We start from the raw sequence: 25,132 nt of genomic DNA on the forward strand, positions 1-25,132 counted from the left end.
TTTAAAACCCACATTTAAATATTACTTTAGTAAAAATGGCTGAAAAGCCTTTAAATTATTTAAAAATGACTCATCCTAACACCTCTTTCGGTATAGATAAAGCCCTTGACATTTTAGGTATAAAACCTGTTAACGCAGGTACTTCTACCGGTTCAAACCAGTTTTCAACCGGAAAATCCATCGATAGCATCTCCCCAGTTGATGGCCAACTAATCGCTAAGGTAACCAGCACAACAAAAGCCGATTACGAAAAAATGATGGAAAGCGCTACCCAAGCCTTTTTACATTGGCGAAAAATCCCAGCACCGCAACGTGGCGATATCGTAAGGCAATTTTCAAATAAATTAAGAGAGAAAAAAGAAGCGCTGGGCAAATTGGTTTCCTATGAAATGGGTAAAAGTTACCAAGAAGGCTTAGGTGAAGTTCAGGAAATGATTGATATCTGCGATTTTGCGGTTGGCCTTTCCCGTCAGTTACACGGCCTGACCATGCATAGCGAACGCCCTGGCCATCGCATGTATGAGCAGTACCACCCTCTTGGTGTGGTTGGTATTATTTCTGCCTTTAATTTTCCCGTAGCCGTTTGGGCTTGGAACACGGCTTTAGCCTGGGTATGTGGGGATGTTTGTGTTTGGAAACCTTCGGAAAAAACACCGCTTTGCGGCATCGCTTGTCAAAACATCATAGCCGAAATATTAACTGAAAACCATTTACCTGAAGGTATTTCTAATCTGATTATTGGTGATGCTAAAGTGGGTGAATTTATGACTAAAGACACACGAATTCCTTTAATTTCAGCAACCGGATCCACTAGGATGGGGAAAACCGTTGCTCAAGAAGTTGCTGCCCGTTTAGGTAAAACCTTGTTAGAGCTTGGTGGTAATAATGCCATTATTGTGACACCTGATGCCGATATAAAAATGACAGTTATCGGAGCCGTTTTTGGTGCTGTAGGCACTGCAGGACAGCGCTGTACCTCAACAAGACGTTTAATTATTCATGAAAGCGTTTACGATAAAGTGGTCTCAGCCATTACTAAAGCTTACCAACAATTACGCATTGGAAATCCTTTAGATGAAAGCAACCATGTAGGCCCTATTATAGATACCGATGCCGTTAAAATGTACAGCAAAGCCCTAAAACAGGTCGTAAAAGAAGGCGGCCAAGTACTTGTTGAAGGCGGAATCCTTAAAGGTTCTGGATTTGAAAGCGGTTGCTATGTGAAGCCCGCTATTGTAGCTGTTGAACCGCATTACAGCATGGTTAAACAAGAAACTTTTGCCCCTATTTTATATGTGATGACATACGAAGGCGAGGTTGAAAATGCCATTAACATACAAAATGACGTCGCCCAAGGGTTAAGCTCGGCGATTATGACCAATAATTTACGTGAAGCCGAACGTTTTCTTTCGGTGGAAGGCTCCGATTGTGGTATTGCTAACGTAAACATTGGGACTTCTGGCGCTGAAATTGGTGGCGCCTTTGGTGGTGAAAAAGAAACTGGTGGTGGTCGTGAATCGGGATCGGATGCTTGGAAAGTTTATATGCGCCGACAAACCAACACCATTAACTACACAACTGAATTGCCTTTGGCTCAAGGGATAAAGTTTGATTTGTAGATTTATTACGAATAAGTTATTTCGCAGAGTTAGGCGGAGCAGACGCTAAATTACACGAAGAAATTAGTCATTCAGAAGGAGGCACGACTGAGGAATCTTTCCGCTAAAAGGAGGATGTTACACTTCTTTCTGAATGGCAGACTTCATGCTCTACCGTTGAATTACCGTTTTTATCATTTCATGATCAGATTCTAGAGAATTGATTTTTTTAGAATCCAAAATATCTAAATCTTTAGACACCCAAATATGATCTAAGGATAGTAAAGGCAAACCCCATGGCCAAGTTTCTCGAAAGCCATTGCCCTTAGAAGAAAACCAGTGGTTGAAATGCGTTTTGATTTCCTTAAAAAACAAAGATTCATAAGGCAAATTGAAATCGCCTAAAACCAAAGTTCGGTCACCAAATTCTATTTGTTCATCTACAAAATCTAGCTCCCAATGTCTAGGCACATCCTTACTCCCCGTAACATCAACAGCATAAAAATGAATACCCGTAGTCTCAAAATGGACTACAGAAGTATTGTACTTTGAGATATTATCGGAAACAATAGTCATGGGATGCTTTGAAAAAACAGAAAGTTCCCGTTTAGATTTGTAAAAATAATACTGCGGATACAAAGCCTGCAATCGCGAAAAATCGGTATCACTAGCTTCTGCAAGTACCATAACATCAGGAAAACTACCATATTGCGCCACCGCATCTTCAAAGTGATGTTCGCGAGAGGTGTTCCAAAAAACAACTTCTAAATCTTTTTCGGAAATAGGTTCGGCAAAGGTAAACCTAAAACTGCCGGCAAGCCAAATCAGCAGTAAAATCCCTGCAAGTATTAAATTGTACTTTCGTCTTTTACCAAGGAATATAGACAAACCAACAACAATACCTATAATGACAGGTAAAGGAAAAGGATAAAATATCAATGACCACTCGTATGTGCTATCTTTAATTACAAAATGTAAAATGAGTAGCGCTAAAATAATAGCGATATTTAAAACGAAATAAAGGCCTTTAATAAATTTAAAAATCATCTTAAATGATATCCTTTTGCTGCCCACCAAGGATGGATTTCAACCTTTAAACGGTTTGCTTGAACCATAGGATCTTCATTAGCTAAACGTTCGGCCATTTTTTTTGTAGGTACATTGTATATGGTAATACCTCTAATATCGCCATCATCACCAAACGGTCCAGAAATATCGGCATGGCCTTCCTCGTACATTTTTCCTAAATATTCTAAATGTTGCTTTTGAAGCTCGGCTGTTTCTTCTTCATTCTGACCACGAATAGCACCCGACTTTAAAAAAGCGATAAAATATTGCTGCATTAAAATGGTATCCTGGGTTTTCTCATCAACATAATCGAAAGTTTTATAACCTTTGGCTTCTAAAGCCTCTTTAATTTGTTTCTGTGTTTTTTTATTGGATTGAGCCTTTACAAAAGCATTGTATAAAGAATCTTTAACTTTCATGACAGCCAGTTCTTCTGGAGTAGGCGGTATAACTTCTGGTGTTTTAACATCCTCTTTACAAGAAGCAATGAATAACATGATTAAAAAAACTGAGGCTATTTTTTTTATGATTTCCATAGTTTAAATGGGTTTTTACTTAATTGTGAATTATAATATCTAATATCTCCTGTAACTTCTTCGGCTAACCATTCGGGTTTTATAAAAGTTTCGGTTTCTGTTTTCAGTTCTACTTCGGCAAGTACCAAACCTGTATTATCACCAAAAAATTCATCGACTTCAAAAACATGAATACCAACTTGTACTTCATAGCGTATCTTATCGATAATGGCTTCTTCACAAAGATTTATTAGGGCTTCAGCTTCTTCTAACGAAATCAACTTTTCCCATTCAAATCGTGATAATCCCGATTTTGAAGAGGCACCTTTAACCGTGATAAAGCCTTCATCATCTCTTATTCGAATTCTAACCGCCCGATCTTTATGAGAATTTAAATACCCTTGACAAATACGGGTTTGCTTAAAAGCTTCTTTTTTAAAAGTTTCAGAGTTCACTAAAAACTTACGTTCGATCTCTATCATATGCCATCGGACCCATTTACCATACGGTCGCTATTTAATTTTAAAATCTGAATAAACAAAGATTACACCTTCTCAGGAATTCATAAATTTACAGTATGTTATCCGATTTACCAATAAGAAAAATAATTCATGTCGATATGGACGCCTTTTACGCGTCGGTAGCGCAATTGGATAACCCAGAATTAAAAGGCAAAGCCATAGCTGTAGGCGGTAGTGAAACACGTGGCGTAATTAGTGCGGCCAGTTACGAAGCTCGAAAATTTGGAGTTAAAAGTGCCATGTCTGGTAACTTAGCCGTAAAACTTTGTCCGGAACTCATCTTTGTAAAAACCAATTTTGAACGCTATAAAGAAATCTCCAAAAGGATAAGAAAAATTTTCTTGGACTACACCGATTTGGTGGAACCACTATCTCTCGATGAAGCCTACTTAGACGTCACTCAAAACAAAAAAGGGAATCCGAGTGCCTCCCTAATTGCTCAAGAAATTAGGGAACGTATTTTTAATGAAGTAGGTTTAACTGCTTCTGCCGGTATCTCAATAAATAAATTTATTGCTAAAGTGGCTAGCGATTATAATAAGCCTAACGGACAAAAAACAGTGAACCCAGAAGAGGTGCTTTCATTTTTAGAAGCTTTAGATATTAGAAAGTTTTACGGTGTTGGAAAAGTCACTGCCGAAAAAATGTACCAAAAAGGCATTTTCACAGGATTGGATTTAAAAAACAAGTCCTTAGATTTTTTAGAAACCCACTTTGGGAAATCAGGACGCTATTATTACCACGTGGTTCGTGGCATACATACTAGTGAAGTGAAGCCCAACCGCATTCGAAAAAGCTTGGCTGCCGAGCGTACCTTCAGTGAAAATTTATCCTCTGAAGTCTTTATGCTTGAAAAATTAAACCATATCGCCGAAGAAGTTTCCAAACGACTTTCCAAATCAAAAGTTGCTGGAAAAACAATCACTCTAAAAATAAAATATAGCGATTTCAGCTTGCAAACCCGAAGTAAAACCCTCCCCTATTTTATAAATGATAAAGACCTCATTTTTGAAACTGCTAAAGACCTGTTATACCAAGAACAGCTTAACAATTCCGTTCGGCTTTTAGGAATCTCTTTATCAAACCTAAACACCGAAACAAAAAAAATACCAGAAAAAGAAAGCGTAAGTGTGCAGTTAAAATTTGGGTTTTAACATTTTTTCACATTCCTTCGGCAACTTATGCCGTTTATTAACGTCTTTTCACTTTTAATAACCCAAAATACTAGAAATTTTCGATTGTCATAAATTAATTATTTGTAATTAATCTAAATTAATATTACGCATTTATCGTTTTATAACCCTACATATTGCCACTTTATTTGTTTTGCTTGATTTTTTTAAAATATTATGAAATCTTAAAGCTCTATTTGTAATTAGTCTAAATAAGTATAATTTTGACAAAAAATTAACAAATGCCTTTTCGCAAAATATATTTAACACTAATCTTCGCACTTATAAGTTATTTAAACTTTGGCCAAAATGGACATTTATATGGTGAAATCGCCTTTAATAATGACGAACCCGTTTTAGGAGCTCAAGTGACTCTAATAGGGAATTCTGTGAGAAGAATAACGTCTTCGGGTATTAATGGTGAATTTGTGTTTAAAAATTTGCCGTACGGTAAGTACACCATACAAACACATTCCTTAGAGGCGAAACCTCATACTATGGAAACCGAGATAAGCACCATAGAACATACTATTAAATACGTACTAGAAATAACCGAATATCAGGATTTAGATGAAGTTCATTTACGTACTAAAACCAAAAAAGAGAAAATTGAAGAGGGTGGCTTTGCAGTCGCTATTATAGACACTAAAGAAGCCTCTGTAAGAAACTTAACACCAAACGAATTATTAGACAGATCGGTAGGTGTTCGCATAAGACAAAATGGAGGAATCGGTTCTAATGTAGAATACAATCTTAATGGGATGTCTGGAAGTGCCATTGGGATATTTATTGATGGGTTAGAAATCTCAACCTACGGTCAATCCTTCAATCTTAATAATATACCAACTTCTATGATTGAGCGTATAGAGGTTTACAAGGGCGTCCTGCCATCACACCTCACAGGCGATTATGCTGGTGGTGCTATTAACGTGGTACTAAAAAAAGACGTATCTCAAAACAACATAAATCTCGCCGCTTCTTACGGATCGTTTAACACCTTTCAGTCTGATATTGGTGTTACCTATAGAGATAAAAAAACAGGACTCTCCTTTAGAGGGGCAGCATTTTACATCTATACCGATAATAGCTATGAAACCTGGGGACGCTCAACAACTTATGTAAATTATTTAGGACAAATTACCAGACCTTACCGTGCTAAACGCTTCAACAATACTTATAAATCTATTGGCGGACGTTTTGAAGCTGGATTCACCGACACCAAATGGGCAGACCAGTTTTTTATTGGTTATAACGGCTCTAGTAACTATAAAGAAATCCCTCATGGGACAACTATGGCTGTGCCTTATGTTGGAAGGTTTAATGAAACCGCAGCCAACGTCATCTTACTAAATTACAGCAAGAAAGATTTCCTCACTGAAAATTTAGCACTTACCATAAATGGTGCACAAAGTTATAGAAATACTTATTTACAAGACACTGTGGGAGTAGCCTATAATTGGGATGGGAAAATACGTGAAGTTATTGAATATGGTGAAAGAGTTCCACTAAAAACGCTTCAAGGAGGACAACAAGCAGAAAAAACCATGCTTGATATAGACAGAAAAATTACAAATATCAGATCAAATTTAGGATATATGGTGGCTCATAGACATCGTGTATCTCTTAATCACAAATACGAAGGTACGAGGCGTACAGATCAGGATCTATTAGACCCTATTAACCAAGATCTGGCAACAAAAAGTATTATTTCACAAAATATTTTGTCACTTAACTATGAAGCTGAAACTTTCAATAGAAAGCTAAAAACAAATTTATTAGGTAAATACACCAGCAATAGAACGAAACAAACAAAATCGGAAATAGGGGTAGTAAACGGTCAAAATACCGTTATAACAAAAGACACGCTTACAGCAAATTCAAATTTTGGTTATGGCGGAACTATATCTCTAAACGCCTTCTCCAATTTTTACCTGATTGCATCAGGGGAAAACTCCTATATAGCACCTACTGAAAACCAATTATTTGGAGCTCCAGAAATTAACATTTTACCCAATACAAATTTAAAACCAGAACAAAACATCAATTACAATTTTGGATTTCGATTTGGGACTTTAGAGCGTGGGAAACACAAAATATCGGTTTACGCTAATGCTTTTTGGCGTAATGGACACGATAAGATTACGCAACAAGCCGTTGATGAAGATGAAATCGAAGATGAAGAAGATGCCGATATTCAAACCACAAGATATGTGAATCTGGGTAAGACACAGGCCCGCGGGTATGAAGCAGAGCTTATATATATCTATAATAACAGATTGAATACCTCTTTTAATTTTTCAAAATTTAGAAATGTATTTAAACAGGAATATGATTCAAATAATAATCCGCATTCCCTATATGGTGAACAAGTTCCAAACGAACCTTTTTTCACCATAAATGCAAATGTTCAATATCGATTTGATAATCTATTTCAAAAAAATTCCATTCTAAACACCTACTACACAATTGGCTATGTAGGCGAATATTACACCGTTTGGGGACAACCAGAATGGTCTAAAACACCAAGTCAAATCTCACATGATTTAGGTGTGAGTTATCGTTTCCCTTCTAAAAAATTAGTAGCTAGTGTCGACATCAAAAATCTGTTTAACGCAGAGCTCTACGACAACTTTGCGATACAAAAACCAGGTAGAGGAATCTATTTCAAATTAAATTACATAATTAATAACTTTTTATAATCAATTTAACTTTTAACATGAAAAAAAATCTAATCAAAATAGGAGCATTAAGTCTCATCTTAGCTTTTACTAGTTGTAGCAATGATGATAATGTATCAGAAGGTGAAGGAACAACACCACCAGAAGAAACAGGGACACGTTGGATAACCATTACAGGATCTTTCCCAGACGATAATGGAACTGGAGGAAATGGTGGTACACGTGCCTACGCTTTAACTGAAGAAAATGCTGCAGACCCTAACTTCGAACTAAACCTTTTTAAAATAGAGGGCGGAAACTTTGTTGAAGGTCTTGGTTTAAAATCAAGCCGTACAGCTCGTGTTCAAGCATCTGAAGATGGGGCATATTTATACAACATTCAATATACAGGAACTGAAGGTGGTGTATTTAACAAATACGCTGTAAACGGAGAAGCTAATTTCGAAGAGGTAGGTTACGAATTAAATACCGCTGCTATTTTAGGAACAGCTCCTCGTTGGATGAAAGCCGCTGAAGGTATTGGTATTGGTGTTTATGCAAGCACATACGATGTAGAATATGAAGGAGAGGCTCCAAACTACTCTTTTGTAGCTCACGATAGTGAAGTAAAAATAGCTTTATTAGATTTAGATGGAACTGCTATTACAAACACCGCTATATTTGACTTTCCTTGGACAGATGAAGAAAGAGCAGCTGGTTACAGTGTAGGTCGTGTAGATGTACCAATTTTAAATGCTGCACAAACCAAACTTTTTATTGGATGTAGAGTAAGAAAATTAGACACTAATGCCACACCAGAATTAGACGAAGAAGGTAAACCTGTTTGGCCAAGTGATTCTGAAATAAATGGTACGAAAACTTTAATCGTAGATTTTCCATCATTAAGAAACCCAACTTATATTACTTCTACCCTTTCACAAGAAAATAATAATGCATACCGTACCATGACGCAGTACATAGGTACCGATGGCCATATTTACCAAGCTACAGCTACTGTTGGTTCTGAAATTTTACGTATTAATAGCGCAACTAACGATTACGACCCTAACTTCTATTTTAACTTAAATGATGCATTAGGACTTACGGGAGCAAGAATTAGAGCTTGGAGATATGTGAAAGATGGTATTGGTGTTGTTTTATATACTTCCGACGATGCTGAAGGTGGATATATTGCTTTAATCGATTTACACAATCCTTCTAACTCAGTTAAATTAGCAACTGATATCGAAACTGCTCCTGAATTATCTTCAACTTTAGGTCAATACCAAAACATTGGTCTTATTGGAGATATGGCATATGTACCATTAACGCCAGCAGGTATGGAAGGTGCTATATATGTTATAAATACAGCAACAAAAGAAATTAAAAAAGGTGCTAAGTTAAAAACCATTTCTGGTAGCTATTACTTAGGAGCTTACTAAATAAATGCTAAGCCTATCAAGAAGAGCTGCCTGTTATAGGCAGCTCTTTTTTTTGCCAGTCAATGTATCCCTAGAAATAAAAAAGCCCAACGAATTCAAATTCGTTGGGCTTTTTTTAATAATGTATATTTTATTACCTATGCTTTACTTGACTTTCTAATTTCAGTAACACGTAAAGTATTTACCATACCTTTTTCCTGAATAGGCATGGCCGCTAAGCTAATAACCATATCTCCAGTTTCTAAATAACCTTTTTCGCATGCAATACCGTTTACATCTTCAATAGTTTCATCGGTGCTCACGAACTTATCATAATAAAAAGCACGAACACCCCAAAGCAAACTTAAACGAGTTAAGATACGCTTATTTGAAGTAAACACTAAAATATGACATGATGGACGCCAAGCCGAAATTTGGAAAGCTGTATATCCACTATTTGTTAGTGTAGAAATCGCTTTAGCACTAATTTCATTGGCCATATTTGCTGCGTGATAACAAATAGCCTTTGTGATGTAACGATTTGTACGAATATGAGGTGGCAATTGAGGCACTTGAATTAAACCTGAATTTTCAACACTCTTTAATATATCCGACATTTGTTTAATAACCTGTACGGGATATTGCCCTACTGAAGTTTCTCCAGAAAGCATTACGGCATCTGCACCATCCATTACCGAGTTCGCCACATCGTTAACTTCAGCACGGGTTGGAGTTAAACTAGAAATCATCGTTTCCATCATTTGTGTAGCAATGATTACCGGAATTCTGGCTTTTTTCGCTCGTAACACTAATTGTTTTTGAATAAGTGGCACTTCTTGAGCTGGAATTTCAACACCAAGATCTCCACGAGCTACCATTAAACCATCACAATGTGCAACAATTTTATCGATGTTTTCAATCGCTTCTGGTTTTTCAATTTTAGCTATAATAGGAATTTTATGCTCGGTATGCTCAGCAATTAAATCACTTAACTGCATTAAGTCTTCAGCATGACGTACAAACGATAAAGCAATCCAATCGACATTTAAGCTAATGGCAAAAATAGCATCCTCAATATCCTTTTTAGTTAATGCAGGCTGAGATATGTTCGTGTTAGGAAGGTTTACACCTTTTTTAGATTTTAAAGGACCTCCTTGGATAACTTTAGCCTTAACTTCAGATTCACTATCGGTTGAAACTACTTCAAAAATAAGTTTTCCATCATCTAAAAGGATACGCTCTCCAGGCTTCGCATCTTGCGGGAACCTTTTGTAAGTCATATACACACGCTCTTTAGTACCTTCAAAACGTTCACCTGTAGCAAAAATGATTTCATCACCAGCATTTACTACAACTTCTTCTTTCATAACGCCTACACGAAGTTTTGGTCCTTGCAAATCCGCTAGAATTGCAGCAGTAAACCCGTATTCTTCATTCAACTCACGAATCATTTTAACACGTTCTGCAACGTCGTTATAATCGGCATGAGAAAAATTAATTCTAAATACGTTTGCTCCTTCTTCAAGCATACGCTTTAAAACTTCTTTGGAGCTTGTAGCAGGACCTAGAGTTGCTACTATTTTGGTTTTCTTTGTTGTCGCCATTAGTTAAAAATTAAATTGTCTTTAGATTTCAATATGCTAGAATCAATACTGTAGGCCGTTGCAATTTGAGGTATTTTTAAAAGATTATCTAAAATATACTTCGTTTTGCTGGAGCTTATTTCACTATCAATTTTTAATAGGAAATTTACAGTTTTGTACTCTGGCAATAAATGAAATGTTTTTATTATTTTTTCTTGAGAGTCGAATAATGATTCAAAATTTCGACTTTGAAACTCTTCTTTTTTACAAATATTAGAGACTAAACTCCAGTTGATTAATTGTTTTTGGTCTTCCCATTCAAAAATGGAGAATGCGGCCTGACTGTGACTTAAATCTAAATCTGTTTTTCTTCTTTTCAAGGCAATCCCTAAACCCCGGTTTATAAGATATGCTAGGCGATAATCTTCAACGTTACAGTGTATACCGATTAAGGTATAAAATGCCTCATCAAAAGCGTCATCTAAAACAAATTTTTGAACAGCCATAACTTACATTCAAACTTCACAAAGATAATATTATATCATAGCGAAATGAAACTATTGATAGTTTGTTAACAATAATTCCTACTAAAACGTTGTAGTTCGTTTGAATAGTCAAGAAGGTTAAATAATCATTATCTTAACCTAAAAAACTTGAGGTTTTCATAAAAAAAGAATACATATTAATTAGCCTCGTTTTACTTTTCAAGAATTTTTATGCGCTTTTCAACAGCTTGCTGATGTTCTTTTTCAAGCTGAAATTTGTATTCGGGTAGTTGTTTGTAATTTTTAGGGCGAATGGCATAAAACCCAGCAAAAGATTTATTGGGATACATGCTATTAGGCTCCTGTTCTATAAAAAAGACTTGATCACTACCTCCTAAAGCTTTGGGAATTTGGTAAACAAACATTTCTGAAGACACGCCCATTGCCCCATAACGTCTAAATTTTAAAGTATCGCCTTGTGGTAAATAGAGCTCCAACATGTAATACCCTGATGAAAACTTAATGGGATTCAAACCGATACCTTTTTCGCTATCCTGCTGAATATAATCTACAACCTTAATGGTTTTAGATTTCATTAAATCTTCCATGCTTTCTTTAAGTGGTAGCATACGGATGTCTTTGGGATCTTTGGCTGGGTAGAGCTTAGTGAAATTTTCAGGACAATCTTTAAACCGTAAAGGATCTTCTTCTATTTTAAACCATTTATTATCTACTTTAAAATAGTAGCCAGTGAAATTCTCGTATACGCAACTTGCTTTATTATATAATTCATCAAATTTTTCGCTGTATTTCCCCCAGTTCTTCTTATCCTCGTTTGTTAAGGGATCAATATAGTCATGCTTAGTGGTATCTCCATTAAGTAACCAGTTTACATAATGTTCACTTCCCCATAAAGTTCCATCACTTAACGTTTTATAAATTATAAATTTATCAATTGTGTTACCCAAAAAATCAACTTTCTTTCTTGCTGATATTTTTTGTTTTTCATCACGTCCTATTACAGACAAAAACTGTTGTTTCTCTTCTATGAGCTTTTCTTTAATAATTGAGTTTTCATTGTATATGATTACAACTTCATAATTTTCAGTTCCCTGATGTTTATATAGATCTTCATATTCGAAGTATTCTTGCATCTTTTTATGTGCTTTTTTATTTTTGAAATAATTACAGCTTGTGAAAAACACAAAAAAAATAAAACTAATTTTTATACTGTTCTTCATCATATAACTTACTTTCATAATCTTTCTTTTTATTCACATAGGCCAGTTTTACATTATTAATATACTCGGTATCGGAAATAGAGGAATTAATTAACTTATTTTTTGTTTTGGTCCGTTCTATAAACTTTTTTTCTTGCTCCCTTTTTTCTTCATCTGTTAGCTCTTCTATTTCTTTTCCATTACCGACATATTCCACCCTATAAAACCGGTCTTCACCAGCCTTTTTAATACGATCAAATATGGAGGTTTTTCCTAAGTCATCATCAGGAAAATCGGTAAGTATTTTTTTATGGGTAATCATAGCGACGGGACTAAAATGCGCATACAAATCGGCCGTTTGAAGTGGTGCATATTGCAAAAGCATGTTTTGGTAAGTCACGTATGCTAAATTGTAATACAAGCAACTTTTTTTATCCTCACTACTAATACCTTGTTTTAAATGTAAATAACTAGGTAATTTTATGGGGTAATCAAGATTGTTTTTAAACAATTTTAAAAGACTAACTTCTATGGGTTTGTCCTGATAAATTTTAATTAAATTAGAATATTCTCTTATTTTTTGGTTGTTTTCTTCAATAAAAGCATGGGTGCCTATTAAAACCTCTCCAACAGTTTCATGGTCAAATTTATGGTTAGACTGTTTTTCGTAGTTCTCCTCAGCAACCCTAAATGCATTCATGGCGATTGCCCAACGCAATGCTACTTTTTTATAAGCTCCCCATTCTTTACCATGAATTAATTCTTCATCACTACTTTTAGTATGAAATAAATTACTTTCCTCATGTACATCCTCAAAATTAAAACGGCGGTTGGCAACATAAGGTGGAATGACCAAGAAACCACCATCGGCACCTTCCAACCATAAATCTATAACTTCTTTATCTTGACTATCTAAATAATAAGAAGGAATACTTTTTTTATGGTGAAAATACTCTGCACTAAATAATGTTTTATCAGTTTTGGGATGACAAGCACTTTTAATTTCTGGAATGTCACCATCTATAGTCACCAAATCACCTCTATCATTAGGAAAGGTAAACTGTACCGCTCTACTTTTAAAAGCTTCCCAACTGCCACAAATTTCTTTTACGTGTTCAAAAAGCCCCCTATAATTATGTACTTTTTTATATTTCGGATTGTAAAGGTCTGATAAGGCATTTAAAAAACTCCTTCCCACTATCCTCTTCTTTACCAAACAATACGGCATTTTTATTCACCATATATTCTTTAGTTTTCTTTTTTACCAAAGTATTATAATCATCACCAAAAAGTCCACGAGGTTGATGAACCCCTAAGAAAATGGAATTTATAGCGACCTCACTATACCCCATATCTTTGGCATACTTTATAACACCCAATTTTACGCCTGCTGCCATACAGGCCCCTTGACTATGCCCTACAATAGTTATGGGCTTGTAATGTGGTGTGTAACTTTCTATTTGTGGCTTTTCTCTTATTTTAGCATCTACATCCTTCTTTTCTAAAAGCCCCCAATTATGCTTTGCCCACTCGTAACCCAAAGAGATTCCATGATCTACGCGGTGTGCGCCACTACTACCTAAACCGTGAGATCCGTTTACATAATGTTCACGCCCCTCGGCATTAAAATATTTAGCATAGGTTTCTGTAGCCTTGAATTGATTCTCTTTAAGGTTCCAATACCCTGTATATTTACTTTCTGGAGTGCTAAAAACCGTTGTATTTGGGTTCCTTAATTTTTCTTCAACTATTTTTCTGATTTTACTTTTCTGTAAATCTGCTTTATGTTGGTCTGCCGTGTAAAAATCATCATGATCTGCACGGTTGTATTCGTTTGTATTTTCACCACGCCTAGTAAACCACCCTGTTTTATCTGGATTTAAATCCATTATGGCATTCCAATGCGATTCACTATTGGTTACGGGGTCGCTTAAATACCCGTGTACAAAAATAATTTCACCTTGTAACTTTGGTAAGCTTTTTTCTTCTTCATTCTGCTCTTCAGCAAAATTTCTAATTGTTTCCTGATTTTGCTCTGCTATTTTAAGATTTAACAATTGACCAACTAGTCCAGCTTTAATTCTATCTAAAAAGGTAATTTCAGGAAATGGAATTTTATCTATTGGCATTACAGCCCTAGGAGGTTCTGGGGCACTGCTACTAACAATAACATTAGCTGATCCCGACACAATAACACCGCCGTGAGCCGTCATATCCCCTAAACAAGCAATTGCTTTACCATTAATTAAAACCGTTGGATTTCCGGTAACCACTGTATCTGGACCACCAGCACAAGTGCAAACACTTCCTATAGTAGCGACAGGATTTCCGTTTATTAATACATTGGGTGCGCCTTGTATAATTGGTCCACCAATGTGTGGCGTGGTGCCACTACACATGGGACAAGTATGGTGACTTCCTAATGTTGCTGCTGGTTTCCCTGACACTCTTCCGTTTTAATTATCTTACACATTTTAATAAACTTAACCTTTTGAATAAACAAAACAGTACAGCATATCGAAAAGTATCATGATATATTCACCCCAGCAATATAGTGAGAATTTTCTTCATAAAATTAATTTACGTATGAAAATAAAACTAATTATAGTTATAGAAAGTATAAATCATATCTTTATTTTACGTAGAATCTTTTCTTCGGAAGCATAAAAAATCTAAATAGTTTTAGAAATTCTACTCTGGAAAGCAAAGAAGGCACGTTTTGATGCTTTTTCTTCGGCTTTTTTCTTGGATGTCGCACGGGCTTTAGCTACGACTTTGTCGTCTATGGAAAGTTTTACTGAAAAATGACGCAGCTCGTCGTTTCCGGTATCATCATAAACATGATAGTTAAATGTTTTCTTTTCCTTTTGGCACCACTCAATTAATAAGCTTTTATAGCTAATCACTTTACCTTCTAGGGTTTCAATATCTACATGAGGGATTATAAGGCATTTAGTTATAAATTTTTCACAATATTTATAACCACGGTCTAGGAAAATAGCTCCTAATAAGGCTTCAAATAGGTTTCCATGAATATTATCGCCAAACTGACCTGCTGGGATTTTACTTTCAACGAGATTGATTAATTTAAGTTCCTTTCCTAATTCATTTAAATGCTCTCTACTTACAATTTTAGAACGCATTTTAGTGAGATAACCTTCATCTCCCCCTGGTACTTCCAGATATAGGTGTGAAGCTATTACAGAACTTAACATCGCATCCCCAAGAAACTCTAAACGCTCGTAATTAAAAGGGTTTCCTTTACTGTCCTTGATATTCATGGAACGGTGTGTAAAGGCGCGTTTGTAATACTTGATTTCCTTTGGCTTTACACCAAGGATTTCAGTTAATTGTATAAAAAAATTCCCGTTGCGTTTAAAACGGGAATTTAATATGTTGCGAATGCTTTTCATCTGATGTCGAATATACTATTTTAATGTCAGATGTAATAAACCATGTTTCATTTTACTGTAAAAATTAATTTATCGTTATGGTTTATTGCGTTCGGATTTAATCTAATTTTTTGAATACCACACAAGCGTTATGACCACCAAATCCAAAGGTGTTACTCATAGCCACTTTTACGTCGCGTTTTTGAGCCTTATTTAAAGTTAAATTTAATTCAGGATCAATTTTTTCATCTACAGTTGTATGGTTAATGGTTGGTGGTACAATACCCTTTTCCATAGCCAAAATAACCGATATCGCTTCAATAGCTCCAGCTGCACCTAATAAGTGCCCTGTCATTGATTTTGTTGAATTGATATTTATAGACTTTGCATGATCACCAAAAACCTCTGAAATGGCTTTAAGCTCGGCAACATCTCCTAATGGCGTTGATGTACCGTGTGTATTAATATGGTCTACATCTTCAGGTTTTAAACCTGCATTTTGCAAACAATTTTTCATTACCGCTATAACACCAATTCCATCTGGGTGTGGAGCTGTCATATGATGCGCATCAGAAGATAAACCTCCTCCAATAAACTCGGCATATATTTTAGCGCCTCTTGCTTTAGCATGCTCATACTCTTCTAAGATAAGAGCTCCAGCACCTTCGCCTAGAACAAAGCCATCTCTTGTGGCATCGAATGGACGAGAAGCCGTTTCTGGGCTTTCATTTCTAGTTGATAAGGCATGCATGGCATTAAATCCACCCATTCCAGCAATAGTTACTGCCGCTTCACTACCTCCTGTAACAACCACATCGGTATGACCTAAACGTATAGAGTTTAAGGCATCAAACATCGCGTTAGCAGAAGAAGCACAAGCAGAAACCGTTGTGTAATTTGGCCCCATAAAACCATGTTTTATAGAGATGTTTCCTGGTGCAATATCAGCAATCATTTTAGGAATAAAGAACGGGTTAAATCTTGGTGTTCCATCTCCAGAGGCGAAGTTTAAAACTTCATTCTGGAAAGTTTCTAATCCACCTATTCCTGCACCCCATATCACACCAACACGTAATTTATCAACCTCATCAAGATTCAATTTAGCATCTTCAATGGCTTCGTCTGCAGCTACCATAGCATACTGGGCAAACTTATCCATTTTTCGAGCCTCTTTTCTATCGATAAAATCGGTTACGTTAAAGTTCTTTAATTCGCAGGCAAATTTTGTTTTGAACTTGTCGGTATCATAATACGTTATAGGCGCAGCCCCACTTTTTCCACTAACTAAGCCGTCCCAATATTCATCTTTGGTATTGCCTATTGGTGTTAAAGCTCCTAATCCTGTGACTACAACTCGCTTTAATTCCATAAAGTATTTTGCTTGTTTTTACTTATTTTGCTGCTTCTATGTAAGAAATAGCTTGACCAACTGTTGCGATATTTTCAGCTTGATCATCTGGTATTTGAATATCGAATTCTTTTTCGAACTCCATAATTAATTCTACAGTATCTAAAGAGTCTGCTCCTAAATCATTTGTGAAGCTAGCTTCAGTAACAACTTCGTTCTCATCTACTCCTAATTTGTCTACGATAATCGCTTTTACTCTTGATGCAATGTCTGACATAACTTTTAATTTTAAAATTTTAATTTAGGCTGCAAAAATAAAAAACTTTATTTTTAAAACACGTCTTTACTTTAAAAATGTGTCTGTAATTTACTAAAATTACTTTTAAGTATTTATATAATTGCTTCTAATTGTTAATAATTATTCTTTTTTTTGCCGGTACAAATATAAGTCTATAAGTCTGTATAAAAACGTAACCTAGGAGGTTTTTAACAAGAATTCTCCTTATTTAGCGTTAATACCATTTTAACCATATAAATGTCGCATATAATTTGTTTCTTTTTCGCCCATATTTCAATATAAAATAAAACCGTGGCTAAGGCTATGCTTGGATTTTCTATTTTATCTGAACAAAAAATAATTCAAATTAAGAATACGACATTATACAATTAAATTTGTATAAAATCTTTTACAACACCTAACAAAACTCTTCAAAATAGATGAAACGCATTGTGATTTTTGCTTCAGGAAGCGGCTCAAATGCCGAAAATTTAATTCGTTTTTTCGAAAATAGCCAAACCGCATCGGTGGTACAGGTGCTTACAAACAATCCACAAGCAAAAGTATTGGATCGAGCAAAAAAACTTAACGTTAGTGCTTTATCTTTTAATAGGGTAGCCATCTCAAAAACGGAAGACGTCCTTAATATATTAAAAGCCTCTAAACCAGACTTAATAGTACTTGCAGGATATCTTTGGAAATTCCCTGATAATATTTTGAATGCCTTTCCTAATAAAGTTATTAATGTACATCCTGCTTTACTACCTAATTATGGAGGAAAAGGCATGTATGGTATGCATGTTCATAATGCGGTGGTTGCCAACAAAGAAACACAAACAGGCATCACCATACACTATGTGAATGAACATTACGATGAAGGCGCCATTATTTTCCAAGCTACTTGTGAAGTTGATCCAACCGACACAGCCGATGATGTTGCTGCAAAAATTCATACCTTAGAAATGGAGCACTTTCCTAAGGTGGTAGAAAAACTACTCCATACGTAATTGTTATTAAAATTCAACCTGCAGATCATTTGTATATTTACAACATTATATAAGGTGTTCTCAGCTTATTACATGTAGCATACTTTATTAATCGGTGAAAATCTGTGAAATCTGTGTCTAGAACACAACTAAAATTTATGAGATTCCCTCCTTCGAGGCAATAACAAAAATGTCGAAACCTAAAAAGAAATACTATACCATTTGGAAAGGTCACAAAACTGGGGTTTTTGACTCATGGAACACTTGTAAATCTTTAATTAAAGATTATCCTGGTGCCCAATACAAATCCTTTCCAACTTTGGAAGCTGCAAAAAAAGCTTTGGATGGTAATTATTTCGACTACGTCGGAAAAAACAAATCTTTTGAAAGCGCCTTAAGCACCGAACAACTAAAAAAAATAGGAAAACCTAATTACCATTCTATTTCGGTTGATGCAGCCTCTAGCGGAAACCCGGGAATCATGGAATACCGCGGGGTCGACACAAAAACCAAAAAACAACTTTTTATTCAAGGCCCTTTTGAAGAAGGCACCAATAATATAGGAGAGTTTTTAGCTCTAGTACACGGTTTGGCCTTACTGAAAAAAAACAATAGCGACCGCATCATGTACACCGATTCTAAAATTGCTATGAGTTGGGTAAAGAAGAAAACCTGCAATACCAAATTAAAACGCAATGCAAAAAACAAGGCTGTTTTTGACTTGGTTGATCGCGCTTTAGACTGGTTAAAAAATAATACGTACCAAACCACCATCGTAAAATGGGAAACCAAAGCGTGGGGGGAAATTCCTGCTGATTTTGGAAGAAAATAACCCCAACAACCTCATCATCAGTACCAATCAACATCTTAATCTTTAACCTCCAAGGTATCAAACTTCAATCAATTTGAAATAAATATAATCGGCCTAATCTGTAAAAAGGCTTATATTTGCACAAAAATTATCCATTCTCTTTTATGAGTAAATTAGTAATAGTTGGCACAGTAGCTTTTGACGCTATTGAAACGCCTTTCGGGAAAACCGATAAAATTCTTGGGGGCGCTGCAACTTTTATCGGTCTTGCGGCTTCTTATTTTAATATCGATACTGCTGCTGTTTCTGTAGTAGGAGGCGATTTTCCGCAGGAATATTTAGACTTATTATCCAATAAAAACATTGATATTTCAGGAATTGAAATCGTTAAAGATGGTAAAACATTCTTTTGGAGCGGACGCTATCACAACGACATGAATTCTCGAGATACCTTAGTTACGGAGCTAAACACCTTGGCAGATTTTAACCCTGTAGTTCCTGAAAACTACAAAGATGCTGAAGTCGTGATGTTAGGAAATCTACATCCTCTCGTCCAAGCTAGTGTTTTAGATCAAATGTCTGCAAAACCAAAAATGGCCATTTTAGATACCATGAATTTTTGGATGGATTGCGCATTAGAAGATCTATTAAATGTGATTAAGCGTGTGGATGTGATTACAATTAACGATGAAGAAGCTAGACAACTAACAGGAGAATATTCGCTGTTAGTGGCCGCCCAAAAAATTCAAACCATGGGACCTAAATACGTGGTAATTAAAAAAGGGGAACACGGTGCTTTATTATTTCATAAAGACCAAGCTTTCTACGCTCCTGCATTACCGTTAAAGGAAGTGTTTGACCCAACAGGTGCTGGTGATACTTTTGCCGGAGGATTTGCAGGTTACCTAGCTAAAACAAACGATTTTTCATTCGAAAACATGAAAAAGGCCGTGATTTACGGTTCTACCCTAGCCTCCTTTTGTGTAGAAAAATTTGGAACAGAACGCACCCAAAATTTATCAGATCAAGAAGTACATCAACGCTTATTGCAGTTTAAAGATTTAACGCAATTTGATATAGAATTAGCATAACACAACGCGCTCGTAAAAGAGTGCGTTTTTAATTATAAACCTTTTAGAATTCAGCAAAAATTAAAAATTCATTTTAACATATCGAATTTTTAAAAAAGCGAAAACAAGAATATTATGAGTGATGCCTTAAAACACGAATGTGGAATAGCTGTTATACGCCTATTAAAACCTTTAGAATATTATAAAGAGAAGTATGGCAGTGCATTTTATGGGGTAAATAAAATGTATTTAATGATGGAAAAACAGCACAATCGTGGTCAAGATGGTGCTGGATTAGCAAGTATTAAATTAGATACAAAACCTGGAGAGCGCTACATTAGTAGAGTACGTTCGATTGCCCAACAGCCTATTCAAGATATTTTTGCCCAAATTAACGATCGTGTTAATAAGGAATTTAAAGAGCATCCAGAATATATGGATGATGTAGCGGCACAAAAAAAGAACATCCCTTATATAGGCGAAGTTTTTCTAGGTCACGTACGTTATGGAACCTTCGGAAAAAATAGCGTAGAAAGCGTACACCCTTTTTTAAGACAAAATAACTGGATGCACCGTAATTTGATTATGGCTGGTAACTTTAATATGACTAATGTTAAAGAATTATTCGGAAATCTTATCGAATTAGGACAACATCCAAAGGAATATACCGATACCATAACCATTATGGAAAAAATTGGTCATTTCTTAGATGATGAAGTAAGCAAGGTTTACAGAGATTTAAAAAAGGAAGGCTACAATAAACAACAAGCGTCTCCGCTAATTGCAGAGCGTTTAAAAGTGGCTAAAATATTAAAACGTGCTGCTAAAAACTGGGATGGTGGCTATGCCATGGCGGGACTTATTGGTCACGGTGATGCCTTCGTATTAAGAGACCCAGCAGGTATTCGTCCGGCATATTATTACCAAGATGATGAAGTGGTTGTAGTAGCCTCTGAACGCCCTGTAATTCAAACCGTTTTTAATGTTGACTTTGATAAAGTAAAAGAATTAGATCCAGGACAAGCTATTATTGTTAAAAAATCTGGCGAAGTTCGATTTAAAAAGATATTAGAACCTTTAGAAAGAAAATCTTGTTCTTTTGAGCGTATTTATTTCTCTAGAGGTAGTGATGCCGAAATTTATCAAGAGCGCAAAAAACTAGGTAAATTACTAATGCCGAAGGTATTAGAAGCCATAGATAACGACACTAAAAACACGGTGTTCTCATACATTCCTAACACGGCTGAAACGTCGTTTTTTGGTATGATTGAAACGGCTGAAGCCTACATCAACGAGAAGAAAACTGAAGCCATATTGAATGGCCAACGTTCCTTATCGGCTGCGAAAGTGACCGAAATTTTATCGGAGCGTGCCCGTGTTGAAAAAATCGCAATTAAAGATGTAAAACTAAGAACCTTCATTACCGAAGATAGCAGTAGAGATGATTTAGTAGCGCATGTTTACGATGTAACTTATGGCGTTATAAAACCTAATGATAATTTAGTAATCATCGACGATAGTATTGTTAGAGGAACCACTTTAAAGAAAAGTATCCTTAAAATGCTCGACCGTTTAAATCCTAAGAAAATCATCGTGGTATCGTCGGCACCTCAAATTCGTTACCCAGATTGCTACGGTATTGATATGGCCCGTCTTGAAGATTTAATTGCTTTTAGAGCCGCTTTAGAGCTTCTTAAAGACCAAGGTAAATATGATATTGTTAAGGAAGTGTACGAAAAATGTATCACGCAAACAGAACTTGCCGATAAATACGTCCAAAATTTTGTAAAAGAAATTTACGATCCGTTTACGGACGAGCAGATTTCAGATAAAATTTCAGAATTATTAAGTGATGAAAGCGTAAAAGCTGAAGTTAAAATCATTTTCCAACCGGTAGAAAATCTACATAAAGCATGTCCAGAACACCTAGGTGATTGGTACTTTACAGGAAACTATCCAACCGTTGGGGGTAACCGAGTGGTAAACAGAGCTTTTATTAACTTTTTTGAAGGTAATCGAGAGCGCGCATACTAGTAAAAACGACGAAATAAATTTGTAGTATAAAACCTACTTTTAAACGTTTCGTCGCACATAAAAACATTTAATCTTATAAATCTACCGTTTATCTAATAAATACTCTAGTTAGAGGAATTACCTATAACTTGGTAATACCATAACATAAGTAGGTTAAGTTCATGGTAGATTTGGGGCAAAAAAGGTGGACATCTGTTCACCTTTTTTATTTCCCTATTTGTCGCAGTATAACACTTACAATTCTGACTTACTGAAGGTTACACGCACACACTTCAATCAAAACATTTCTTTTAAGCCAATATTTATGTAGTTCAGCTAATATATTTTAGCAGTTGGTTATTCAACTTTATATTTGGGGCACCATAACATAAGTAGGTTAAGTTCATGGTAGATTTGGGGCAAAAAGGTGAACATTAGGTTGTTCACCTTTTTCAATTTATATACTTCAATAAATTTTACCCTTTTAATAGCCTATTCCTTTATAAACATCAAAGATTGCTTAGCCTTTTTATATTCCAGCATCAACACGTATTGTCCTTCTTCAAAATTTGTAATTTCAACCGACTGATTTGGACCTACTATGCCCTGTGATACATGTCTTCCTAAAAGATCATAAACCTTATAATTTACCGATTGCTTAAGATTACCGATATACAAAAATGATTTCGAAGGGTTTGGATACACATATAAGTCATCTAAAACATCACTGCCCTGCGGATAAACGCCTAATGCCGATTGTTTCTCTAAGTAAAACTTATCCATATTCCATTGCCAATCGTTGCTTCCATTTGCTAAAATGCGAATAACATGAACACCAGATTCAATATGAATAAGCGATTGATGCTTTAAAAGCTCGTAATTCGACCAACTACCATTATTAGGCACGGTCGTATTAGCAACAATTTGCCCATCTATTTGCATTTGAACAGCAGCGTTATCTGAAGGTGTACTAATAAGATACGTGAGCTCATACATACCAGTTTCAAGAATATGTACTGTAAACTCCATCCAATCCTGGCGGTTAACGTGGTCAACTCCTGTGGCGTTGGCATGCACACCATCATAACCATTTGGGGCATATCCCACTTCATTTTTAGTAGCTTCAAAATGTTCAGCTTCTATAATAATGGCATCACTTGAGGGTTCGCTGACTTCTTGTACCAAATCAAAACGTTTTAAATGCATCCAACCGCCTTGCACCTGATCCCAATTAAGTTGATGTGCCAATCCCCAAGTAACCCCAGATGTAGGTGTTGTTCCTTCCGTGTTTGAACGAAAAACACCTAAAGCATCAGGTACATGCGTTGCCGTACCTTTCATTTCAAAATTTACTCCATCGTTAGAGAACTGTACCGAGCCTCTTTCGGGACCGTCCAATTTTTGAATGATAGCAATACCATTATTATATTGCCAAACACTTACTTCATGCCCCGAAGTTGTTATAGGGTTATATTCCGATTTAATATAAGGGCCCGTTGGTTGATCTGCTATAGCAACACCCCAGCGAATTTCACGCTCGCCACAATATCGCTCCTCGCCCATACGCTCGCCTTTATAGTATAGGTAGAATTTATTATTGTAATACGTTAAACAAGGATCATGCACCTTATGACTATCAAAATCGCCTTTCTCAATAACATCAAGGCGACTTGTAGAATTTGTTGCCCAAATACCATTATCGGTGGCTCTTAAAATAGGCGAATCTAGTTTAGTCCATGGACCATTAGGCGAATCGGCTACCGCCATAGCTACGGTATTCTTAACCCGCTCGATATAGGGATGTTGAACCGCCTGATATATTAAATAAAATTTATTTTGATGCTCAAAGATTTCTGGTGTAAAAACAGAGCGATCGTCGAATCGACCGGAAGCTCCCCTAGCCACAGCAACCCCCTGTTCATCCCAATTATAGCCATCTGCAGAGGTAGCGAAATAAATATCACAATAATCCCAGGGAAAAACATTATCGTTAACATCGTTGGTTCCAAAATAGGTTGAGGTTTCCGATAATTTATAAGTGTACCACACATAATACAAGCCATTATGCTGAATAACCGCACTAGGATCTCGACGGGTATAAGTCACATCGGGAGCAAAATCGCCTGTTAAATTCGTTTCGGTAAAGGTGACATTCCAATCGGCATCGTCTGGGATATTTGGATTATTATAAGCCGTACAACTTGATAAATAATTCACCCAACGCGACGTTGCAGAACTTTTTATTTTAGCTCTTAGTTGGATATCGATATTAGTGGTTGGTGTAATACTTCTTAAATCTTCAAAAACATAGCCTGCCTTGTTAATTTGAAGAGCTCTAGGCGAATTATCGGTTACCGAGAATGAAAACTGTCCGTTGCTTGTTGTTGTAATTTGTTGGTTAGTTTCAACCAAAGTCACTAAGGCGCCTTCAATAAAAGCACCTGTAGATTTATCGGTAATGGTCCCTGAATAGTTTTGTGCCGTGAGTTGAAATGCACAGCAAAGTATAAGTAGGTAATTAAAAAGTTTCATACGATTTGGTTTTAAACAGTAAAACTATATTAAAACCTTAGCCTCGCCTCGAATTTAAACTCGACATGAACTATACAAACGAGTTAAATCATAAAATAAAAGCTATATATGCGACTCGAATGAGTAATTAGTAAAATCGAAAACAAAAAAAACGCCTCGGTTTAACCCGATAGCGCGGACTTGTAGTCCGTGCAACACGAATAACTAAATAGGACTGCTCATTATACCCTAAGCATAAATCGCTAAACCTTTATGTTGTTTACAGTATTATAATGTATTTATTAAAACATACGTTTACCGAAACCTAGTAAAGATATTTAACTCACTGTTGTCAATATAATAATATGGTAACATCCTTCTGTTTTAATATTTTGTAGCCTTTCTTGTTTATGTTTAATAAAAGATAGGAACGGTATTATCATACTATAAATTTTTAGAATTTAATTATGGCACGGACTACAAG

Annotated in this window: 20 protein-coding genes; 8 read left to right on the top strand and 12 right to left on the bottom strand. The window is 35.8% G+C overall.

The window, feature by feature from the left end; all coding sequences use genetic code 11:
- Positions 1-65 precede the first annotated feature (65 nt).
- Complete coding sequence (amaB, locus tag A6I66_RS02545; protein WP_067145622.1) at positions 66-1,619, top strand: L-piperidine-6-carboxylate dehydrogenase; 1,554 nt, start codon at positions 66-68, stop codon at positions 1,617-1,619.
- Positions 1,620-1,769: 150 nt separating this feature from the next.
- On the opposite strand, the gene A6I66_RS02550 is transcribed toward amaB, so the two are convergent.
- The 3 genes from A6I66_RS02550 to A6I66_RS02560 are packed head-to-tail and all read right to left on the bottom strand — an operon-like array spanning position 1,770 to position 3,663.
- The gene (locus A6I66_RS02550; protein ID WP_067145212.1) at positions 1,770-2,645 is read right to left on the bottom strand and encodes an endonuclease/exonuclease/phosphatase family protein; all 876 of its coding nucleotides are present in this window, start codon (positions 2,643-2,645) and stop codon (positions 1,770-1,772) included.
- Positions 2,642-3,202, bottom strand: coding sequence for a YciI family protein (locus A6I66_RS02555; protein ID WP_067145215.1), 561 nt, complete (start codon positions 3,200-3,202; stop codon positions 2,642-2,644). The genes A6I66_RS02550 and A6I66_RS02555 overlap by 4 nt, the downstream gene beginning before the upstream one ends.
- On the bottom strand, positions 3,190-3,663 hold the full coding sequence (locus A6I66_RS02560) for a CYTH domain-containing protein (RefSeq protein WP_067145216.1): 474 nt from the start codon (positions 3,661-3,663) through the stop codon (positions 3,190-3,192). The genes A6I66_RS02555 and A6I66_RS02560 overlap by 13 nt, the downstream gene beginning before the upstream one ends.
- A 95-nt stretch (positions 3,664-3,758) precedes the next feature.
- Here A6I66_RS02560 and dinB point away from each other — a divergent pair, with 95 nt between their 5' ends.
- From dinB to A6I66_RS02575, 3 genes are all read left to right on the top strand, one after another.
- Positions 3,759-4,856: a DNA polymerase IV gene (gene dinB, locus A6I66_RS02565; protein WP_067145218.1), complete on the top strand. Its 1,098-nt coding sequence runs from the start codon at positions 3,759-3,761 to the stop codon at positions 4,854-4,856.
- A 260-nt stretch (positions 4,857-5,116) separates the two neighbouring features.
- The gene (locus tag A6I66_RS02570; protein WP_067145220.1) at positions 5,117-7,573 is read left to right on the top strand and encodes a TonB-dependent receptor; all 2,457 of its coding nucleotides are present in this window, start codon (positions 5,117-5,119) and stop codon (positions 7,571-7,573) included.
- Positions 7,574-7,590: 17 nt separating this feature from the next.
- The gene (locus tag A6I66_RS02575) at positions 7,591-8,973 is read left to right on the top strand and encodes a DUF4374 domain-containing protein (protein WP_067145222.1); all 1,383 of its coding nucleotides are present in this window, start codon (positions 7,591-7,593) and stop codon (positions 8,971-8,973) included.
- 137 nt (positions 8,974-9,110) lie between these two features.
- Here A6I66_RS02575 and pyk read toward each other — a convergent pair whose 3' ends face one another.
- From pyk to A6I66_RS02615, 8 genes are all read right to left on the bottom strand, one after another.
- Positions 9,111-10,556: a pyruvate kinase gene (gene pyk, locus A6I66_RS02580; RefSeq protein ID WP_067145224.1), complete on the bottom strand. Its 1,446-nt coding sequence runs from the start codon at positions 10,554-10,556 to the stop codon at positions 9,111-9,113.
- Positions 10,556-11,041 carry an IPExxxVDY family protein gene (locus A6I66_RS02585; RefSeq protein WP_067145227.1) on the bottom strand — a complete coding sequence of 162 codons (486 nt, stop codon included), beginning with the start codon at positions 11,039-11,041 and terminating at the stop codon, positions 10,556-10,558. Before A6I66_RS02585 ends, pyk begins: the two co-directional genes overlap by 1 nt.
- A 191-nt stretch (positions 11,042-11,232) precedes the next feature.
- Entirely contained in the window at positions 11,233-12,174 is a 942-nt protein-coding gene (locus A6I66_RS02590; RefSeq protein ID WP_157614033.1) for a hypothetical protein, read from the bottom strand.
- Between the two features lie 64 nt (positions 12,175-12,238).
- Positions 12,239-13,438, bottom strand: a complete 1,200-nt coding sequence (locus tag A6I66_RS02595; protein WP_067145232.1) for a hypothetical protein — start codon at positions 13,436-13,438, stop codon at positions 12,239-12,241.
- The gene (locus A6I66_RS17045) at positions 13,386-14,687 is read right to left on the bottom strand and encodes a PAAR domain-containing protein (RefSeq protein ID WP_317047660.1); all 1,302 of its coding nucleotides are present in this window, start codon (positions 14,685-14,687) and stop codon (positions 13,386-13,388) included. The genes A6I66_RS02595 and A6I66_RS17045 overlap by 53 nt, the downstream gene beginning before the upstream one ends.
- 225 nt (positions 14,688-14,912) lie before the next feature.
- A complete protein-coding gene (rnc, locus tag A6I66_RS02605; RefSeq protein ID WP_067145235.1) occupies positions 14,913-15,653 on the bottom strand; it encodes a ribonuclease III in 741 nt (246 codons plus the stop codon).
- Between the two features lie 97 nt (positions 15,654-15,750).
- Positions 15,751-17,001, bottom strand: a complete 1,251-nt coding sequence (gene fabF / locus A6I66_RS02610; RefSeq protein WP_067145237.1) for a beta-ketoacyl-ACP synthase II — start codon at positions 16,999-17,001, stop codon at positions 15,751-15,753.
- A gap of 22 nt (positions 17,002-17,023) precedes the next feature.
- Positions 17,024-17,257, bottom strand: coding sequence for an acyl carrier protein (locus A6I66_RS02615; protein WP_007647141.1), 234 nt, complete (start codon positions 17,255-17,257; stop codon positions 17,024-17,026).
- Between the two features lie 440 nt (positions 17,258-17,697).
- On the opposite strand from A6I66_RS02615, the gene purN reads away from it, so the two are divergent.
- The 4 genes from purN (at position 17,698) to A6I66_RS02635 (ending at position 22,158) form a co-directional block, all read left to right on the top strand.
- Positions 17,698-18,264 carry a phosphoribosylglycinamide formyltransferase gene (gene purN, locus A6I66_RS02620; RefSeq protein WP_067145239.1) on the top strand — a complete coding sequence of 189 codons (567 nt, stop codon included), beginning with the start codon at positions 17,698-17,700 and terminating at the stop codon, positions 18,262-18,264.
- A 169-nt stretch (positions 18,265-18,433) separates the two neighbouring features.
- Positions 18,434-19,075: a ribonuclease H1 domain-containing protein gene (locus tag A6I66_RS02625; protein ID WP_067145241.1), complete on the top strand. Its 642-nt coding sequence runs from the start codon at positions 18,434-18,436 to the stop codon at positions 19,073-19,075.
- 143 nt (positions 19,076-19,218) lie between these two features.
- Positions 19,219-20,145, top strand: coding sequence for a PfkB family carbohydrate kinase (locus A6I66_RS02630; protein WP_067145243.1), 927 nt, complete (start codon positions 19,219-19,221; stop codon positions 20,143-20,145).
- Positions 20,146-20,259: 114 nt separating this feature from the next.
- Positions 20,260-22,158 carry an amidophosphoribosyltransferase gene (locus A6I66_RS02635; RefSeq protein WP_067145245.1) on the top strand — a complete coding sequence of 633 codons (1,899 nt, stop codon included), beginning with the start codon at positions 20,260-20,262 and terminating at the stop codon, positions 22,156-22,158.
- Between the two features lie 471 nt (positions 22,159-22,629).
- Here A6I66_RS02635 and A6I66_RS02640 read toward each other — a convergent pair whose 3' ends face one another.
- Positions 22,630-24,669, bottom strand: a complete 2,040-nt coding sequence (locus A6I66_RS02640; protein WP_067145247.1) for a carbohydrate-binding protein — start codon at positions 24,667-24,669, stop codon at positions 22,630-22,632.
- Positions 24,670-25,132 lie beyond the last annotated feature (463 nt).

Source organism: Pseudotamlana agarivorans (assembly GCF_001642835.1).
Taxonomy (GTDB): Bacteria; Bacteroidota; Bacteroidia; order Flavobacteriales; family Flavobacteriaceae; genus Pseudotamlana; species Pseudotamlana agarivorans.

Excerpts from the sequence above, each read along its gene's own strand:
- pyk (WP_067145224.1), bottom strand. The coding sequence starts at position 10,556 with ATGGCGACAACAAAGAAAACCAAAATAGTAGCAACTCTAGGTCCTGCT.
- A6I66_RS02635 (WP_067145245.1), top strand. The coding sequence starts at position 20,260 with ATGAGTGATGCCTTAAAACACGAATGTGGAATAGCTGTTATACGCCTA.
- A6I66_RS02560 (WP_067145216.1), bottom strand. The coding sequence starts at position 3,663 with ATGATAGAGATCGAACGTAAGTTTTTAGTGAACTCTGAAACTTTTAAA.
- A6I66_RS02570 (WP_067145220.1), top strand. The coding sequence starts at position 5,117 with ATGCCTTTTCGCAAAATATATTTAACACTAATCTTCGCACTTATAAGT.
- A6I66_RS02555 (WP_067145215.1), bottom strand. The coding sequence starts at position 3,202 with ATGGAAATCATAAAAAAAATAGCCTCAGTTTTTTTAATCATGTTATTC.
- A6I66_RS02630 (WP_067145243.1), top strand. The coding sequence starts at position 19,219 with ATGAGTAAATTAGTAATAGTTGGCACAGTAGCTTTTGACGCTATTGAA.
- A6I66_RS02590 (WP_157614033.1), bottom strand. The coding sequence starts at position 12,174 with ATGCAAGAATACTTCGAATATGAAGATCTATATAAACATCAGGGAACT.
- A6I66_RS02575 (WP_067145222.1), top strand. The coding sequence starts at position 7,591 with ATGAAAAAAAATCTAATCAAAATAGGAGCATTAAGTCTCATCTTAGCT.
- A6I66_RS02550 (WP_067145212.1), bottom strand. The coding sequence starts at position 2,645 with ATGATTTTTAAATTTATTAAAGGCCTTTATTTCGTTTTAAATATCGCT.
- purN (WP_067145239.1), top strand. The coding sequence starts at position 17,698 with ATGAAACGCATTGTGATTTTTGCTTCAGGAAGCGGCTCAAATGCCGAA.
- amaB (WP_067145622.1), top strand. The coding sequence starts at position 66 with ATGACTCATCCTAACACCTCTTTCGGTATAGATAAAGCCCTTGACATT.
- A6I66_RS02615 (WP_007647141.1), bottom strand. The coding sequence starts at position 17,257 with ATGTCAGACATTGCATCAAGAGTAAAAGCGATTATCGTAGACAAATTA.
- A6I66_RS02585 (WP_067145227.1), bottom strand. The coding sequence starts at position 11,041 with ATGGCTGTTCAAAAATTTGTTTTAGATGACGCTTTTGATGAGGCATTT.
- rnc (WP_067145235.1), bottom strand. The coding sequence starts at position 15,653 with ATGAAAAGCATTCGCAACATATTAAATTCCCGTTTTAAACGCAACGGG.
- fabF (WP_067145237.1), bottom strand. The coding sequence starts at position 17,001 with ATGGAATTAAAGCGAGTTGTAGTCACAGGATTAGGAGCTTTAACACCA.
- A6I66_RS02625 (WP_067145241.1), top strand. The coding sequence starts at position 18,434 with ATGTCGAAACCTAAAAAGAAATACTATACCATTTGGAAAGGTCACAAA.
- dinB (WP_067145218.1), top strand. The coding sequence starts at position 3,759 with ATGTTATCCGATTTACCAATAAGAAAAATAATTCATGTCGATATGGAC.
- A6I66_RS02640 (WP_067145247.1), bottom strand. The coding sequence starts at position 24,669 with ATGAAACTTTTTAATTACCTACTTATACTTTGCTGTGCATTTCAACTC.